The organism is Arachidicoccus rhizosphaerae, from assembly GCF_900107765.1.
In the GTDB taxonomy this organism is placed as follows: Bacteria; Bacteroidota; Bacteroidia; order Chitinophagales; family Chitinophagaceae; genus Arachidicoccus; species Arachidicoccus rhizosphaerae.
Map to the genome: position 1 here is coordinate 34,956 of NZ_FNQY01000029.1, position 17,838 is coordinate 52,793.

14 protein-coding genes are annotated in these 17,838 nt (G+C 46.2%); 5 read left to right on the top strand and 9 right to left on the bottom strand.

Features of this window, described 5'->3' with window-relative positions; all coding sequences use genetic code 11:
* Positions 1–18: 18 nt before the first annotated feature.
* A complete protein-coding gene (locus BLU80_RS17065) occupies positions 19–726 on the bottom strand; it encodes a YggS family pyridoxal phosphate-dependent enzyme (RefSeq protein WP_091400893.1) in 708 nt (235 codons plus the stop codon).
* Positions 727–866: 140 nt separating this feature from the next.
* Here BLU80_RS17065 and BLU80_RS17070 point away from each other — a divergent pair, with 140 nt between their 5' ends.
* From BLU80_RS17070 to BLU80_RS17080, 3 genes are all read left to right on the top strand, one after another.
* Positions 867–2,504: a beta-N-acetylhexosaminidase gene (locus BLU80_RS17070; RefSeq protein ID WP_091400895.1), complete on the top strand. Its 1,638-nt coding sequence runs from the start codon at positions 867–869 to the stop codon at positions 2,502–2,504.
* Positions 2,505–2,762: 258 nt separating this feature from the next.
* A complete protein-coding gene (locus BLU80_RS17075; RefSeq protein ID WP_091400897.1) occupies positions 2,763–3,098 on the top strand; it encodes an RNA recognition motif domain-containing protein in 336 nt (111 codons plus the stop codon).
* A gap of 315 nt (positions 3,099–3,413) precedes the next feature.
* The gene (locus BLU80_RS17080) at positions 3,414–5,414 is read left to right on the top strand and encodes a sensor histidine kinase (RefSeq protein ID WP_091400899.1); all 2,001 of its coding nucleotides are present in this window, start codon (positions 3,414–3,416) and stop codon (positions 5,412–5,414) included.
* A 176-nt stretch (positions 5,415–5,590) separates the two neighbouring features.
* On the opposite strand, the gene BLU80_RS17085 is transcribed toward BLU80_RS17080, so the two are convergent.
* From BLU80_RS17085 to BLU80_RS17115, 7 genes are all read right to left on the bottom strand, one after another.
* Entirely contained in the window at positions 5,591–6,163 is a 573-nt protein-coding gene (locus BLU80_RS17085) for an OmpH/Skp family outer membrane protein (protein WP_091400901.1), read from the bottom strand.
* 103 nt (positions 6,164–6,266) lie between these two features.
* The gene (locus BLU80_RS17090; protein ID WP_091400903.1) at positions 6,267–6,821 is read right to left on the bottom strand and encodes an OmpH/Skp family outer membrane protein; all 555 of its coding nucleotides are present in this window, start codon (positions 6,819–6,821) and stop codon (positions 6,267–6,269) included.
* Positions 6,822–6,892: 71 nt separating this feature from the next.
* The gene (locus tag BLU80_RS17095) at positions 6,893–9,661 is read right to left on the bottom strand and encodes a BamA/OMP85 family outer membrane protein (RefSeq protein WP_091400905.1); all 2,769 of its coding nucleotides are present in this window, start codon (positions 9,659–9,661) and stop codon (positions 6,893–6,895) included.
* Between the two features lie 456 nt (positions 9,662–10,117).
* Complete coding sequence (locus tag BLU80_RS17100; protein ID WP_091400907.1) at positions 10,118–10,870, bottom strand: isoprenyl transferase; 753 nt, start codon at positions 10,868–10,870, stop codon at positions 10,118–10,120.
* 112 nt (positions 10,871–10,982) lie between these two features.
* Positions 10,983–11,978, bottom strand: a complete 996-nt coding sequence (porG, locus tag BLU80_RS17105) for a type IX secretion system protein PorG (RefSeq protein ID WP_139188190.1) — start codon at positions 11,976–11,978, stop codon at positions 10,983–10,985.
* Entirely contained in the window at positions 11,962–12,840 is an 879-nt protein-coding gene (locus BLU80_RS17110) for an NAD kinase (RefSeq protein ID WP_091400910.1), read from the bottom strand. The genes porG and BLU80_RS17110 overlap by 17 nt, the downstream gene beginning before the upstream one ends.
* A 44-nt stretch (positions 12,841–12,884) precedes the next feature.
* Positions 12,885–13,862, bottom strand: a complete 978-nt coding sequence (locus BLU80_RS17115; RefSeq protein ID WP_139188191.1) for a DUF3078 domain-containing protein — start codon at positions 13,860–13,862, stop codon at positions 12,885–12,887.
* Between the two features lie 415 nt (positions 13,863–14,277).
* Here BLU80_RS17115 and miaB point away from each other — a divergent pair, with 415 nt between their 5' ends.
* Together miaB and BLU80_RS17125 are read left to right on the top strand one after the other, a co-directional pair.
* Complete coding sequence (miaB, locus tag BLU80_RS17120) at positions 14,278–15,708, top strand: tRNA (N6-isopentenyl adenosine(37)-C2)-methylthiotransferase MiaB (RefSeq protein ID WP_091400913.1); 1,431 nt, start codon at positions 14,278–14,280, stop codon at positions 15,706–15,708.
* A gap of 198 nt (positions 15,709–15,906) precedes the next feature.
* The gene (locus BLU80_RS17125) at positions 15,907–17,253 is read left to right on the top strand and encodes a sigma-54 interaction domain-containing protein (RefSeq protein WP_091400915.1); all 1,347 of its coding nucleotides are present in this window, start codon (positions 15,907–15,909) and stop codon (positions 17,251–17,253) included.
* Between the two features lie 256 nt (positions 17,254–17,509).
* Here BLU80_RS17125 and BLU80_RS17130 read toward each other — a convergent pair.
* The coding region (locus BLU80_RS17130; RefSeq protein ID WP_211481787.1) for a transposase at positions 17,510–17,838 on the bottom strand (329 nt) is incomplete at its 5' end.

Below are 17,838 nucleotides of genomic sequence, written 5' to 3' on the forward strand. Positions count from 1 at the left end.
GAGGTGGCCCCTGCTGTTTTACGCATAATTTCTTTTACCGAAGACGGCAGAGCCGACCCTCACCATGGTTGAGCCTTCCAGTACGGCCCACTCGATGTCGCCGCTCATGCCCATGGAAAGCTCCAGATGGCCTTCAGGCAGCAGGCCTTCCCGCTGACCTTTTTCTTTGAGTGTTCTTAATAAAGCATAACTTTTTCTCACCGGCACTTCCTGATCGCTGAACAGACCTATGGTCATCAGCCCTTTTACCTGCAGGCCGCCAAGGGTCTTTACTTTTTCCATCAGCTGAAAAGCCTCCCCGGGATCCGCCCCGAATTTACTGGCCTCTCCCGATGTATTGATCTGAAGATATATATCCAGGGTCCTGTTTGCCTTGAGCAGCTGTGCTGACAGTTTTTCTGCCAGAGAAATGCTGTCAACAGACTGAATACAAGATACATATTGCAGGATTTCTTTTATTTTATTGGACTGCAGATGGCCGATAAAATGCCTTTCACAGTGAATATCACTGAGGGCTTCGGCCTTGTCGTGGTATTCCTGTACTTTATTTTCTCCAATCAGCGTTTCTCCGGCTTCAATGGCCTGGATGATCCGCTCCGGCTCCACGGTCTTTGTGGCCAGCAGCAGCCGGACCGCTGAACTTTCCCTGCCGGCCTTCTGGCAGGCTTCCTTGATCTCATTATGTACAAAAGACAGGTTCTCTTTGATAAGTGCACTTTGCTCCATGGAATAGATAAATTTTTGGAATGGTTATTGACCTTAGCCGCCAAAGGTAATTATTAAAATTTGCGTAAAAAACCCGCTTTATGTCCTAAATTTTCACCCCATACACCTTATATTTGAAAGTTCACACCCAATTTATCACTATGAAGCATTTACTATTAAGTGCCCTGAGTCTGTTAATACTCGGGCAGGCCATGTCTCAGGACATCCACATTATTCCGGAACCGGAATCAGTAACCCCTAACAATCAAAGTTTTGTACTGTCTTCCGGTACAAAAATCCTGGGCTCCATGCCGGAGAAAGCAAAGCATTCCATTGATTTTTTTAATCAGTACCTGTCTTCTTACTATCAGTTTCAGCCCGTTCAGGGCGACAGTGCCGCCACGGCCAAAGGCAATGTGATCTATTTTCAGATGGAGGCTCCTTCGGCAGCAGATACCACCGGTGCTTATACCCTGCATGTCGGTAAGGATTCCGTGATCATCTCAGCCGCCAATGAAGAAGGTTTTTTCTACGGGATGCAGACACTCATCCAGCTACTGCCCACCGCGGTGGCCACTACCCTTACCCTGCCGGGCGTGGATATCCAGGACGCACCGCAACTGGGTTACAGAGGGATGATGCTGGATTGTTGCCGTCATTTTATGCCGGTAGACTTTGTCAAAAAATTCATTGATTATCTGGCACTTCATAAATTAAACCGCTTCCACTGGCACCTGACCGATGACCAGGGCTGGCGGATAGAAATCAAAAAATATCCTAAGCTGACCCAGATGGGCGCCTGGCGTAACGGTACCATTATCGGCCATTATCCCGGTACTGGTAACGACAACCAGAAATCAGGCGGGTATTATACCCAGGATCAGATCAGGGAAATTATCCAGTATGCGGCTGATCGCTATATCACGATCATCCCTGAAATAGAAATGCCCGGGCATGCCTCCGCAGCGATTGCGGCCTATCCGGAGCTCAGTACCTTCCCCAACCAATCTACGGTGGTGCCTGAGCATACCACCTGGGCCGGCAGCACTTCCGGTAAACAGGTGCAGCAGACCTGGGGTGTATTCCCGGATGTATTTGTCCCTTCCAACAATACCTTTAAATTTTTACAGGATGTCATAGACGAGGTCATGGCTTTATTTCCTTCTAAATACATCCATATTGGTGGCGATGAATGCCCTAAAGACTACTGGAAAAAATCAGATTACTGTCAGCAGCTCATGAAAAACGCCGGTCTTCAAAATGAAGAAGAACTGCAGAGCTATTTTATCAAAAACATCGAAAAATACGTGGTCAGCAAAGGTCACCAGATAATCGGCTGGGATGAAATCCTGGAAGGCGGTCTGGCCCCTCAGGCGACCGTTATGAGCTGGAGAGGCGAAAAAGGCGGTATTGAAGCAGCCAAACAAAATCACCATGTGATCATGAGCCCCAATACCTACCTTTATTTTGACTATGCACAGAATAAACCCTCTGATTCTCTGACCATTGGCGGATTTTTACCCATCAGCAAAGTCTATAGTTTCCAGCCTTATCCAACGGCGCTGCCAGCGGATCAGCACTCCTTTATCCTGGGGGTACAGGCCAATTTATGGACGGAGTACATCGCTTCCCCGGCTAAGGCAGAATACATGATCTTCCCTCGTATCAGCGCTTTAAGTGAAGTGGGCTGGTCCAAGGCCTCTGCCAAGAATTATGACGACTTTAAAGTACGCTTACAGACTGAGTTACAACGTTATCAGCTCTGGGGGGTTAATTATTGCAAGAACTGGGATATGTAAGCCAACGGGGAGAATCCCCGGATGATTTTTAAAGATATCCACTGCGCCAACTGTTATAACCTATTGGGAATTAACAGTTGGCTCTTTTTTTTAGGGTAGGCCAAAAAAAGTAGCAGAAAAGTTGCTGTTTTCAGAAATAACAATATCTTTGTATAGTAATCGACAGTTATTTCAATCCTTTTAACGGACGTTTTTTACGTAATTGTTTTTGGGCTTTGGGCACTGTTCTGACATTTTTAACTAGTTCAAAAAATTAAAATGAACATTTACGTAGGAAACTTAAGCTGGAACTTAACCAGCGATGATTTGCAAGAATTATTCACTCCTTATGGTGAAGTAATTTCAGCAAAAGTTGTTACAGACAGATTTAACAACAACCGTTCTAAAGGATTCGGTTTCGTTGAAATGGCAGATGATTCTGCTGCTAATGCTGCTATCTCCGGTTTACATGAAACTGAAGTTGATGGCCGTAAAATCGTTGTAAACCAAAAGCAAGAAAGTGCTGATGGTGGTTACAAAAAAAGAAGCTTCGGCGGTGGCGGTGGCTACCGTGGTGGCAACAACAACGGTGGTGGTTACAGAAACAACTACTAGTCTGACCTGGAGTTAAGATAATTATCTCTTAATTATCTCTCCGGTTTGAGATCTTAAAAGATCATACAAAGAGCGCCTTTTATCGCAGTTTTCTACTACGGTAAAAGGCGCTTCTTTTATAGACTGCTTATACAACTTTTTACGCTTCGTGATCCGTATAAAAAGACTGCATCTGCTACGCCCCGGGCTGGCTGCGGTGCCTGGCCAGGCCGGGTTCCCCTTCTACCAATAATTAGGTATTTTTAAAAAGCCCTGTGATTTTGTTTACACTTTGATGTAACTTGTAGTTTGCTTACGACCTGTAAACCTAATCCTATGAAAAGATATCTGCTACTCCTGGTTTTATATTTTTGGACCCTGCAACTAAGTGCACAGTATTATCCGCCCGGTGAAAAAAACTATACGGACAGTCTTAAGGCCCTCCTTCACACCCCTGGTTCAGACAGTGAAAAAGTAATGCCCGGCTTTTTACTGTCAGAATACTGGCTTGAAAAAGACACCGCGCTCGCCCGTCGATATTTTACCACCTCCGAGCAATATGCCAAAAGCTCTCCTTTATTATCTGCCGTCAGCACGTATTACGCCGGCCGGCTTATCATGGATCAGTTGCCGGACAGCGCAGACCAGCTGTTTACGGCAGCCGAACAGCAACTGCGGGCATTTCATCAAAATATGGCCTACCTCTACAGGTCCAAAGCCACCGCCAGCAAAGCCTTGTTGGAAAAGAAAAAAGACCAGCATCAGCGCTATATCGACATCCTGCTGAATCAATCCATCCCGCTGGCACTTAAAGCCAATGACAGTATCTACCTGGGCGTTCTTTATATGAATGTAGCCATCGGCTTTAAAAACATGATGGATTTTACCTCGGCCGACAAAAACCTGAAAACGGCGCTCTATATACTGCATCTTAAGGCAGCACCTGCGCAGTACCTGATTGCGGTCTACCATACCATTGCTGAGAATGCCGCCCTCTCTGGTCATAATGAGCTGGCCGGTCATTATCTGGATACCATGAAAAGCCTGTTGACACCATACCCCGATTATGAAGGCTGGCTGGACTATTATGCGGCTGAGGGCATGCATCTGACCGTAGCCGAACGTTTTGACGACGCTGTCATTAATATCGACAAGGGGATTGAGCTGGCCCGTAAAAAAAACAAAGCTTATCCGGAGCAAAGACTCCTGTTTCAAAAATTCTATGCGCTCTACAATAAGCAATCCTATAGTCAGGCCCGGGATGTCATGCTTTCTTTACTGGACCGCAAAGAGTTTATGGCCATTAAAACCAACCGGGTACAGATGTATTACGGGCTGGCGGTCACCTATGCCCATTTAAAGGATATGGATAACGCCTACCACTGGATGGAGCGTTACAGCGCCTTAAATGACTCTATTACGCAGAGCAACACCCTGAAAAATATGACTGAGCTGGAGGCTAAGTTTCAGACGGCCCAAAAGGAGAAAAAAATACTGGCTTTACAATCAGAAAAGGACAAAGCGGCCCTTCAGAGCCAGAGTCAGAAATGGACGAACCGGATATTAACGATCACCTGCCTTTTTTTACTGGCCCTGGCGGTGGCCAGCTGGCTTTATTACAGAAAGCTATCCAGGCAAAAAGAGATCAATTTACAGCATCAGCTGACAGACTTTAAACGGCAGCAGCAGTTACAACTCACCCAGGCCATGCTGGACGGGGAAGAAAAGGAGAGAAAAAGGGTGGCCCGCGACCTGCATGACGGCCTGGGCGGCATGCTGGCAGCCGTTAAGCTCAATCTCTCCGGAATGGAGCAGGAGGAGGCCGGTGATCCGCACGCTCAGATGGCCGACAGCGCGCTTACCGGCGTGATTGAACAGCTGGACAACTCCATCACGGAACTCCGACGAATTGCTCAGAATATGATGCCGGATTCTTTATTAAGATTCGGGCTGGAAAAAGCGCTAAGGGATCTCGCCGCCTCCTATAACACCCAGAAACTGGACGTAAGGATGCAGACTTTCGGCATTGCAAAAGACATCCCCCTTACCAATCAGGCCCATATTTTCAGGATCATCCAGGAGTTAATCTCCAACGCTGCCAAACACAGCGGCGCCAGTCAGATATTTGCCCAGTGCAGCCAGAATGAAGGCCTTTTTTTAATTACCGTTGAAGACAATGGAAAAGGTTTTGATCCTGAAATTTTGCAGCAGAAAAAAGGACTGGGATACAGTAATATCAAAAACCGTGTGGCTTTTTTAAAAGGGAAAATAGATATTCAATCAACCCATACGGAAGGCACGGTGATTAATATTGAACTGGACAGTTACGCCGGATAGTTCAGCTAAAAACAGCGTGCTTTAAAAAAGCACCCTTGAAAAAACTAAAAAGCGGCACTATTTTGACATAGTGCCGCTTTTTATTAATGCGTTCTGTTTTCTGTTTTCCCGGTCGATTTAACCCGTTGTTTGATCAAAGACAGGTGCTGATCCAATGACCGGATTCAGCTTTTGGATTATTGTCCGCCGCCTGCACCTGTTGTATCTGCCGCATTCAGGTCGATACCCAGTTTTTTGGCCACCGGTTCAAACAGATTCACAACTGTTTTATCATCTCCATAGACTACATCATCGGGTTTGATAACCAGCGTGATTTTCTGTGCTTTTACTTCTTCCATCAGCACTTTCTGAATCTTTTCATATAAAGGCTGAGACAGCTCAGCAAATTTCTGACGTTCAGCGTTCTGAACGATTTGTTGCCAGTTGATTAACTGCCAGGCGTATTGCTGACGCTGTTGATTGATCATATCCAGTACCTGTTTAGACTTTTTGGCCGTAGAGTCAGCTTTGTAGCTGCTGTCTGCACGGTTATATTGATACTCCAGCGCATCGCGTCTAGGTCCCAGTGAATCCTTTTCAAATACCTGTATTTTTTGTTGTACATCCTTGTATTCAGGTAAGTGACCAACAATAATATCATAATCAAACACACCAATTTTTAAAGCAGGCGTCTGTGTCTGTGCCTGTGCATTGCTGGTAAAGAAACCTAGTGCCATTACCGTCAATAAGGAGAAAATAACCTTCTTCATTCTTTCTTTTAGTTTTTGTTTTTATTGTCCTCAGGCTTACCTAACCCAGGTAAACCAAAAAATTATAATTGTAAATATAGTAACTTAAATCAGTTTGCCAACTTTATTTTGTCTTAATCCCCATGGCCTCCAAAATCACATCACTTTTGTTGAGTTTGGGATCAGAAAAAATAACCTGGGTACCTGCGCTCTTATCTAAGACAAAATCCCAGCCATACTTGACAGATAACTGTTGGATAATGCTATATATCTTATTTTGAATGGGTTGTACCAGTTCTGCGCGCTTTTTAAAGAGCTGTCCCTGATAACCAAAGTAGCCAGTTCGCAAATTGCGTACCTCAGTTTCTGCGTTTTGGATTTGCAACATTCTTTTAGCTTTTAACTCATCGGCCAGCATATACTGCTCTGCTTTATAGTCATTTCTGAGAGAATCTGCATAGTGGCCGGCGCTGTCGACCTCTTTTTGCCATTTGGCCGTCAATAACTCCAGGGTCGTATCCACTCTGGCATATTCCGGCATCTTGCTTAGCATATAGTTCATATCTATCACCGCATAGCGCTGCGCTAAGAGGGTCTCTGTACTGCTGATGGCCGCTAGGGTCAGCAGCCAGCACAGCCATTGCCGAAATAACAGGCCTTTTTTTCTTGTTTCAGTCATAATACCTTAAAACGTCTTAAAGTTCCGGGTATTGTATCAGCAAAATAAGACAGCACAGTCTGAGCCCGCTATTAATCCGGCTCGTAACCTAACATAAAGGTAAAGCGGCCGGCCTTACCCAGACCTTGTCCGGAGCGCAGACGGTCTATACCGATACCATAGTCAAAGCCTAACAGACCAAACATCGGCAGATAAAAACGGGCACCCACCCCTACGTCACGACGCAACTGGAAAGGATTGTAATCTTTAAAGGAATACCACCCGTTGGCAGCTTCCGCAAAGACTAACCCGAAAATCGTACTTGCCTGACTCAGTGACAAAGGATAACGCAGTTCCAAAGAGTATTTATTGAAGATCGTAAAATACTGCGTGGCACCTGACTGATCGGGGTTATACCTTGGATTTGAAGTTTCATAAACCGGATAACCTCTTTGAGAGATGATATCATAACCTAACAGGGCGTAGTTGTTACTCATCCCGGCGTCCCCTAACTGGAAGCGTTCAAAAGGCGATATCGGCATATTCGGGTTATATTTACCTAAATACCCCATTTTAACCGAGGCCTTTAATACAAACTGCTTTTTATCCTCCCCGTGCTGCGGTCCGATCGGCACATACCAGTCACCGGTAAAGCGGTATTTCTGGTATTCGACGAACTTATATTTCTTGGCCGGATCCGTCGCGTCTTCAATAGACTTATCAAAATAAGAGAATGGCGGCGTCAACTGGGCATAGGCCGTAATATTGGATCCACCGGTCGGATACTGCGCACTGTTAACAGAGTTTCTGGACAAAGTCACACGCAGGTTGATGTTGTTAGAGACCCCGTTGCGGTAATTGGGCAGGTTATACTGGTCAATATAATAGTTATGCAACTGATAACGGGTATAGTTGATCTGTGCACCGATCTGGAAATAAGGATCAGGCCAGTTCAGCCTTTTGCTGAGTCCCACGCTGATGGAGGTGGTCCTAAAGGAAGCGGTATCCCCCTGATCATCCCACTGACCGGTATAATAGTTATAACCGTTTCTGAACTTACTGTCGGCAAAGCTGACGCTGAGTGCGTTTTGGTGTTTACCACCCAGCCAGGGTTCCACAAACTGAACACTGTAAGAACGGAAGGCCTTACCGTTACTCTGGAAGTTCAAAGACAGCATCTGTCCATCCCCGGTCGGCAGCGGATCCCATCCTTTTTTATTAAAGATGTTACGCAGCGAGAAGTTATTGAAGGTCACCCCTAAGGTACCTGTCAGACCGATACCACCGCCAAAACCCGCACTTAACTGCAGCTGGTCTGCAGATTTCTCTACCAGGTTATAGGTCAGTTCCACGGTACCATCTGCCGGATTAGGTTCAGGGACCGGATTCATTTTCTGTTCATCAAAGAATTTAAGTACACTCAACTCACGCAGCGACATCATGATATCACTTTTGGAGAACTTATCTCCCGGCAGGGTTCTGAGTGCACGGCGAATGACGTGTTCATTGGTTTTATCGTTACCCACGATATTGACACGGGTAAGGGTCGCTTCCGGTCCTTCACGCATGCTCATGACAAAATCAATGGTATCATTATATACGGTAGCCTCTACCGGCTCCACCTGGAAAAACAGATAACCGTTATCCAGATACAGGTTAGAGATACTCATGGCCTCCTGGCCACCGCCGATACCCAGTTTATCATTGAGCAGTTCCTTATTATAGATATCTCCTTTACGGATATCCAACAGGACATTGAGCAGCGAATCCGGATACACGGTATTACCTACCCATTTGATATTCCCGAAATAATATTTATGTCCTTCGCTGAGCTTGATATCGACATTTACGCTTCCTTTTTTGGTATAATAGACCGAGTCTTTTAAGATCTTGGCGTCTCTGTAACCTTTGGAGTTATAATAGTCAATGATTTTTTGTTTGTCTTCCTGATACTTCTTCTCATTAAACTTGGCTGAGACCAGCGGGTTAATATGTACGTAAGGGCTGACCAGGTTGCGGGTCTTGGTATAGGTCAGATAACCGTGGTCTGATAAGTAATCATGCCAGCTGTACTGATAAGGCGTACCCCAGCTGGTGGTATCAAAAGCCTCTACGGTCGGATACAGGGTCATGCGGGACATTTCTTTGGTCCCTTTCATCTGTTTTTTCAGTTTCAGACCGTCAACGGCGGTATTGCCAAAGAAATCAATCTGATTGACTTTAACCTTGGCCCCTTTATTAATATTAAAATACAGTAATACGGAGTTGTCAAAAGTCGTATCCTTACGCTCAATGATATCAATGGCTACCCGTCTGAAGCCTTTTTCGGCATAATAGCTGCGGATGGCATCCACGGCTGTCATTTTCATATTCTCCGTCAGAGCATGACCTGGCGTAATGCCGCTTTTGCCTTTTAACTCATCGGCCTGAGTCTTACTGACACCTTTAAAATAAAATTTAGTCACGCGGGGACGTTCTGTAACGGCCAGTTCCAGAGAGATTTCATTGCCCTGGATTTTGGTTACATAATAAGTGATATCACTGAAAAATCCCTGAGACCATAAACGGTGGATGCTTCTGGGCAGTTCATCACCACCCGGCAGGGTGATGAAAGTTCCTACGGTGATTCCTGAGGTGGCTTTCAATAGGTTCGTATCAAAGCTGGCATTTCCTGAAACAGCAAGTTCAGCCACTTTATATCTGACCGGTGTTCCGTTTTCCAGGGTGGACTTCAAATCCGGATTGGTGGAATAGAGCACCTTTTTTGTCGTATCGGTATTGTCTGTATTAATTTGTGCCTGTAGCTGACCGCTTAGTAATATCAGTACCAGCACCCATATCAATTGACTCGATTTTCGCATTAAATTTTAAATTGCTGTTTTAAAGTTTCCTTTGCTTTAATATTATTATTACAGGTAATTAGATATCAATGAGTTACTTTTTATCTGATCTCATTTGCCATCTTGCCCCCTGTCTTAGATCATTTTGTTTTTGCGCGTTACTTTAGGTAACGCCCGGCTATTTTTCACTTTCAAAAACAGCTTTTACCTTCCTTTTTATCCTTATATATCACTACTTAAGGCAAGGCGGACGGGCCGCTTCCGGCCGGCTTTCTGCCAGTAAATCATGTATATAAGCGTGGCAAATTAGCTGTAATAATTAAAAGTCTTTGTTAAAAAGCTACTTATTTTACGCCCCGGCGCTTTTGTGCCGGTTCCGGCCTTTTTTTTTGTCCGCCATTAAAGGGAAGCGCTGCCATAGCCACCTGCTGCCTAAAACCTGTCCCGGGTAGCTTCAGCCTTTGCCCACAGCGGTTTTCAGCTGTTTTTCACCTGCTCTCCGGTCTTGCCGAAACGCCTTTCTCTCATCTGAAAAGCACTGATGGCTTCCAAAAATGCGTCTTTGTTAAAATCCGGCCATTTAATGTCCGTAAAATAAAGTTCCGCATAGGCCAGCTGATATAACAGAAAATTACTGATCCGGTTCTCTCCGCCCGTGCGGATCATCAGCTCCGGATCCGGATAAGGAGCCGTGGTCAGATACTGCGCCAAGGTGTCTTTGCCGATCTTTTCAGCAGACAGCTTCCCTGCCTGCACATCCTGGGCGATTAACCTGGCCGCTCTTGTCAGCTCCCAACGGCTGCTGTAACTGAGCGCTAAAATCAACTGCACGCCGGTATTGGCGGCGGTTTCTTCCAGGGCCTCCTGCATTTCCTGTCTGGCATCTTCGGGCAACATCTCCATATCTCCGATGACATGCAGCCTTACATTATTTTTATTCAAATCCGGCACTTCTTTGCGTACAGTCTGAATCAACAGCTGCATCAGGCCCGCCACTTCCTGAGAAGGCCGGTCCCAGTTCTCCGTACTGAAAGCATACAGGGTCAGATACTCAATACCCAGTTCAGTAGCGACCTCTGTTACCGTACGCACACTCTGCACACCGTGATAGTGTCCATAGAGCCTGTCCTCCCCCTTTTGCTGTGCCCAGCGTCCGTTTCCATCCATGATGATGGCTACATGCCGGGGTAGCTTTTGCGGGTCGATCTGATATTGCTGCGACTTTTCCATTGATTGTATCAAAAATAAGGGGGCAAAAGTACAAAAATTATTCGAGCATTCAGGGGGATGTCAGCCAGGTTTCTCTGCCGGCGGATTTGCCTGGGCGGCCGCTGGCTCTTCCCTAATACACCTCGGGACAATTACAGGTTCCAAAATTAAAAGAAAGACCTATCTGCAGGGTCATATACCGGTCCTTTGCCAGGCTGTTGCCCCGCTGCCAGCCTGCCGCCCGGGCTTTGCCGTCCAGACTGCGGTCCTGCAGTGCCAAAGCCCTTGCCGCCTGAGCGGCAGACCCCTTGTAATTAGCCCCGTCAAAGGCCGTCGTCCCGGCATAAGTCGTGCTGACATCATCCAAATAATCCGAGGTCGTGAACCGGTAGGTGGCCTCGGCAAAAATATTAAGTTTGGGGCTAATCGCTTGCCTGACACCGACAGAAAGGGGAAATATCATGGCCAGTGCCCCGTATTTCTGACCGTCATGAGGGGTGCTGCTCAACTGGCCTTCGGTTCCCAGCTTTCTGAGTGACACTTTCTCTCCCTGATCCGTATGGGTGTAGGGATCGCTATATATCCCGCCGATGCCAAGGCCTACATAGGGCGTAAAGCTATGGCCCTGAACACCCGGGGCATATTTGAAGAAATTAAAACTCCCGCTCAGGCTCAGCTCTATAATATTATTGGCAAAATCCAGTCCTCTGTTATGATAAGCAGCGTCCTTATTGTCTTTGTCCGAGGCTGCCAGATGGACATAAGACCCGCTGAGCCGGACGCCTATATAACTGCCCAGATAGCGCTGATAAAAAGCCTGGGCACTGTAATGCACCGGGCTCAGGCTGCCCTCCGGGTTCAGATCTCCAAAATAATGGGCGGTTCCAAGCCCGATACCTATTTCTGCCTGCGGCAGGTAATTCATGGACTGTGCGCTAAGGGCGCCCCAGCTCATAAGGCCCGCCATGAACAGCAGCACGCTTTTCAGGCGGCCGGTAAGTGGTAATGTTTTTAATCTACGGTGTATCATCATAAGAAAGCAGAGTGCCGGTTTTCTTTGTTGAAGTAAATGATTCGTATCAATTGATGGATCCCAATCTGATGCCAGGGTGTTAGTTCCTTTTATCAAAACCCCAGGATAGTTTTGTTCTTAAAGTCGATAAAAAACTGTTTTCCTTAAACCGGATCAGCTTAATGGAAAACCGCTCCTTACGGATGGCCAGCTGTACGCTGTTATTGACGACTTCCCTTCTGGCATCCAGGGTACAGAGAAAGTCCTCCGCCCGGCTCTCCACCTCAAAGGAGATGACATTGTTATCCGGTACGATGATCGGGCGGGTGTTGAGATGATGAGGCGCAATGGGGGTGATGACCAGACTAGCTGAGTCAGGGAACACAATCGGGCCGCTACAGCTCATGGAGTAGCCGGTACTGCCGGTGGCCGTCGCCACGATCAGTCCGTCTGCATAGTAGGAATTGATAAACTCCCCGTTCAGATAGGTTCTGACCTTAATCATCGGGGCGGCGTCTCTTTTGGTAATGGTAAAGTCATTTAAGGCAAAGGGCGTGTCTCCAAATAAGGGGATGCCAGCATCCAGATGAATCAGGGTTCTGGAATCTATAATATAATTCTGGTTGATCAGCTCCGACAGCACCAGGGAGAACTCCTCCCTGCTGGCACCGGTTAGAAAACCCAGTCGCCCGAAATTTACGCCCAGAATCGGAATATTTTTATCACCCACCAGGGTCACGGCGTCAAGGATTGTGCCGTCACCGCCCAGACTGATCAGACAATCCGTGTCCGGGCTCAGGCTTTTTCCGTCCTCAAATACGCCGATAGCCGAAAAACGGCTGGTAATCTCACCAAACTGATCCACCAAACCTTTATAGATGAGAATGCCAATGCCTTTAAGGGTCAGTTCCTCCAGTAAGGAGTGGATATCCTGGCTATATTCGGCAGGTAGAATTCTTGCATAAATAGCAACTTGCATAGACGATTGGAGATTGGTCTTAATGCAAATGTAATCATTATGAATTACATGCGTGCATAGCCTGTTTTGAAGGACATATTAAAGCCGATGCCTATATTGCTTTTTAACTGCAGGGCAGGGCTGTTGGAGTTGGGGCCGAATAGTTTAACGTCATCATCATAGATTAAATCCAGGCTGTAGGTGGCTGATAAAAACCGGTTAATCTTAAAATTCAAATTATTACTCATATCCAGATCCACATTTTGCGGATTATCCGTGTAATCAGAGAACAGGTTTAAGTTCGCCCGGTAATTGACGTTTTTAATGATATCTTTCTGATAGTTAATCGTGGCGAAAAAACCCGGCGCCAGGTTATAGCGGTGTCCCTTATCCAGGCCATAGAGCCCGAGACTGGCCAGTTTGCGGTTCAGTATGACGGTCAGCCTGGTCGTCAGCGGAGAGGCAAATATGGAGAGCTCCGGTTTGGGTTTATAGTCAAGACCCAGTGAAATCACGGCATAGGCCGGAGACATAAACGAAGAGATCAAGGTCGAACTGTCCCTGCTATAATAAGAACGCCCGTCAAAAAACTGAGAGCGGCCATTGAGCAGCATGGAGGCATTTAACTTACCGGCACTGTCCAGTTTAATCCCGTATTTAGAAGTACCGGCAATCCGGTCGTCATTTTTACGGCCCCCGTTGGACGTGGTCTGGACATAACCGAAATTAAAATCTACATTGGTATCCCAGGAGTGCTTGCCTTTGCGGTAATAAAGAAAGCTGTTGACATAGGAGGTGAGCGCCATGGAGAAGTCCTCTCCTCCCGCCGCCCAGTTACGCAGTGAGCTCTGTGCGAGCGATAAATTACCGCTGCCGCCGTATTTCCATTTCCATGGAATGGTATCGGTGGCTCCTTTTTTTACGGTCACAAAGATTTCTGAGGGCAGCGAGCGTACCGGTATATCGTTTTGTGCATGCAAGGATGAGACGACTGCCGTCATCACCACCATTAGATAAATATGCCGCTTTATTTTAGTTCTCAATTAAATCTTTTATTTTAAACGTGTTGCCTCAGGTTCCCTGAAATCCGCACACGCATATAGTGCTTTACAGAGACAGCTTTTACCCTGTCCTTATATAATAATTAAAAATAATAAAAAAACTGCCTAATGACTGTAGGCTGGTCGTATTTTATTATGCTTTACCCTGCTTTCGATTGAACCGGACTGCAATAGTTTAATAAACACCCCTGTTATGATCAAATTAAATTTTGCTGTTATTTTTATCTAACTATTCAGCCGTCTGTTTAAAAAGCATGCGACAGTTCCCTCGTTATGGGCTCAAAAATAAAAGACTCTGCTATTTTTTGGGGTTTCCAATAGCCAAAATTTTCCAAAATATCTGCCATTATGACATTTGGGGATTTTTTAATTACTTTTGCAGGATAAAATTTCGTGAATGGAGACTTTAGAACTGCAAAATAAGCAAATTAATGAGCTCAGGCAAGGTGAGGCTTATGAGCCGCTGCCGGGAGAACAGCAATATAGTAAAAAGTTTTATATAGAAAGTTATGGCTGTCAGATGAATTTCAGCGACAGCGAAATCGTGGCCTCGATCCTGAATAAAGAAGGCTTCGGCGCCACCCGCAATGCAGAGGAAGCAGACCTGATCTTTGTCAATACCTGTTCTATCCGGGAAAAGGCAGAACAGACCGTCCGTAAAAGACTGACGGAGTTTAAAAAATACAAAACCAACCGCCCGGGGGCCCTGGTAGGCGTCCTGGGTTGCATGGCAGAAAGACTCAAATCCAAGTTTCTGGAAGAGGAGAAACTGGTGGACCTGGTCGTCGGACCGGATGCCTACCGGAGTCTGCCGGCACTGGTGGAAGAAGCGCAGAGCGGCCAGAAAGCCATTAATGTGCTATTGAGCCGGGACGAGACCTATGCCGATATCTCTCCGGTAAGGCTTAACAGTAACGGCGTTACCGCTTTTATCTCTATTATGCGCGGCTGTAATAATATGTGTACTTTTTGCGTGGTTCCTTTTACCAGGGGCCGGGAAAGAAGCAGAGAGCCTAAATCCATTGTAGCCGAGGCAGAAGATCTCTTCAGCCGCGGTTTTAAAGAAGTGACCTTACTGGGGCAGAACGTAGACAGTTATAATTTTATACAAGAGGAGACCGGTCAGACCATCACCTTTGCCCGCCTGTTGGAACTGGTGGCTCAGGTCAGCCCGGAATTAAGAGTAAGATTCAGCACCTCTCATCCCAAGGATATAACGGAAGACGTTCTTTTGACCATGGCCAGATATGAGAATATCTGTAATTATATTCATCTGCCTGTGCAGAGCGGCAGCTCCAGAATCCTGCAGCTGATGAACCGGACCTATACCAGAGAGTGGTATATGTCCAAAGTAGATCAGATCCGGCGTATCATTCCGGAATGCGGCATCTCCAGCGATATGATTGCCGGTTTTTGTACGGAAACCGACCAGGATCACGAAGATACCCTGTCCATTATGCGCTATAGCCAGTATGACTATGCCTATATGTTCTATTACAGCGAACGTCCGGGTACCCTGGCCGCCCGCCGCTTTGAGGATGACGTTCCCCTGGAGACCAAAAAACGCCGTTTACAGGAGATCGTGGACCTTCAATATGAACTCTCTTTTGAAAGCAATAAAAAAGATGTAGGCAAGACCTACAAGGTGTTGATTGAGGGAGAAAGTAAGAAAAGCGAACAGCAGTGGATGGGCAGAAACTCTCAGAATAAAGTGATCGTTTTTCCTAAGAACGATCAGGATCTGCAAAAGGGTGATTATGTATGGGTGAAGGTAGAGGAGTGCAATAAAGCGACTTTAAAGGGACAGATGGTCCCTGCAATGGCCTGATTACCTATATATAAATAAGAATTAGGATAACGAAAGGACGGTTTACCCGGTATTAACCTATTTACAGCTGTCCCCTGCATCCGCCATGAAGGACAAAGAAAGGATCAACGCTGAGCCGGACGCAACAGGAGTTATCCTGCCTGGCTTCAGGGCCTGGAGGGGGCAGACATTACAACATCAAACGGAAACTTCGAACCAATGGATTTACAAACTGTCAAAAACAGATTTAATATCATCGGGAACTCCCAAGGCCTGAACTATGCCCTGAATGTGGCCGTTCAGGTGGCAGCCACAGACTTAAGCGTGCTGATTGTCGGGGAAAGTGGTGTGGGTAAAGAAGTGTTTTCTCAGATTATCCATGCGCTTTCTTCCAGAAAGCACAATAAGTTTATTGCGGTTAACTGCGGGGCCATCCCCGAGGGCACGATAGACAGTGAACTGTTCGGTCATGAAAAAGGAGCTTTCACCGGCGCCGTTGACAGCAGAAAGGGATATTTTGAGACCGTAAACGGCGGTACGATTTTTCTGGATGAAATCGGAGAAATGCCCATCGGTACCCAGGCCAGATTACTGCGTGTCCTGGAGACCGGCGAATATATCCGGGTAGGGTCTTCCAAAGTGCAGAAAACAGATGTCCGGGTGATTGCCGCCACCAACCGCGACTTATATGAATTTACACAGAATGGCAAGTTCAGAGAAGATTTATATTACCGTTTAAGTACGGTGCCCATCCGGGTGCCGGCCTTAAAAGACAGAAAAGACGATATCAGTCTGCTGTTCAGAAAATTTGTTGTGGATTTTGCCGAGAAATACCGCAAGCCCCCCCTGCAATTAGAGCCACAGGCCATGCAGCTGCTGGTCAGCTACCCCTGGCCCGGTAATGTGCGTGAACTTAAAAATATTGCAGAACAGATCTCCGTGCTGAGTAAGTCTAATAGTATTTCAGCGGAGCAGATGCAGCAGTTTTTGCCGGAATATCATAATAACCGCCTGCCGGTGCTCTCCCCCGGCCCACATGGGGGCAACGCCACAGGTGAATTCATGAATGAAAGAGAGATCCTGTATAAACTCTTTTTTGACATGAAAAAAGATGTCAGCGAGCTTAAAAAGATGTTCGCGGAAATCCTGCAAAACCCGGTGATCGCGAACTCTCTGAATGATTATACCAAAGAAAAGATTTACCAGTCTTTAAATGACCAGGAAGCTTCGGCTACGGCTATAAAACCTTATTACGCAAATGCTGCCCTTCCGGGCGCTTTCCATGAGGATCCGCCGCACCTGCATGCGCAAAATGCACATACCGTCCCTGCTAATCCACCACATCAGGGACAGCCGGTGATTTTAAATGCCGCCGATCCCGACCGGGACCAGATCCACAGCCATGAGGAAGTGGAAGAGACCTTAAACATCATGGATAAGGAAAAGGAACTCATCACCAAAGCACTTAAAAAACACAGAGGTAAGCGTAAGGACGCCGCCTATGATCTGGGTATCAGTGAAAGAACGCTATACAGAAAACTAAAGGAGTATCATATCGACGGATAGCTGCATCAGTTTTACTCCAGGTGGTGGTTAGTTGCTGCACCGCCCTTTGGATAAAAAGAAAAAAATGCAGGTCCGGGTTATACAATAATTAATAGGCAAAAGCCTTTATCTGATGACAACGCTGACATCTGCATTGCCTGTTTAATACACTTCAGTTTTAAAATCTTCAATCTGCCGGGTCTCACTAGAAAAATTAATCCCTATAGCCATTTTGTGCTTAGGGCTGGTTAAGTAAAGTCTGCTCAATAACTCACCGCTAGGTGATCATTAACACATTATAATAATTTTTAATTCTGAAATTTCCGGCTAGCCTGACTACATGATAGGCTAGCCAATTTTGTATCCTTAATAGTAGGGATACAGGTGCCTGCCTGGTCATCCGGACCAGGTTTAGCACCAGGGCTATAGTAGATATCCATGAAGTACTTGTATTGGCCAGCTTGGCTTTTATATTGTCCATGCCATATCTGGTCTTTGCTTGGCCAAATTTTCCCTCTATTGGATTTCTTTCGCCCGGTCTTATGTGATTTTTCACTGCCGTTGCGGATGGACGACCTAGCGGTTTCGCAACAAGTTTTATGTTTT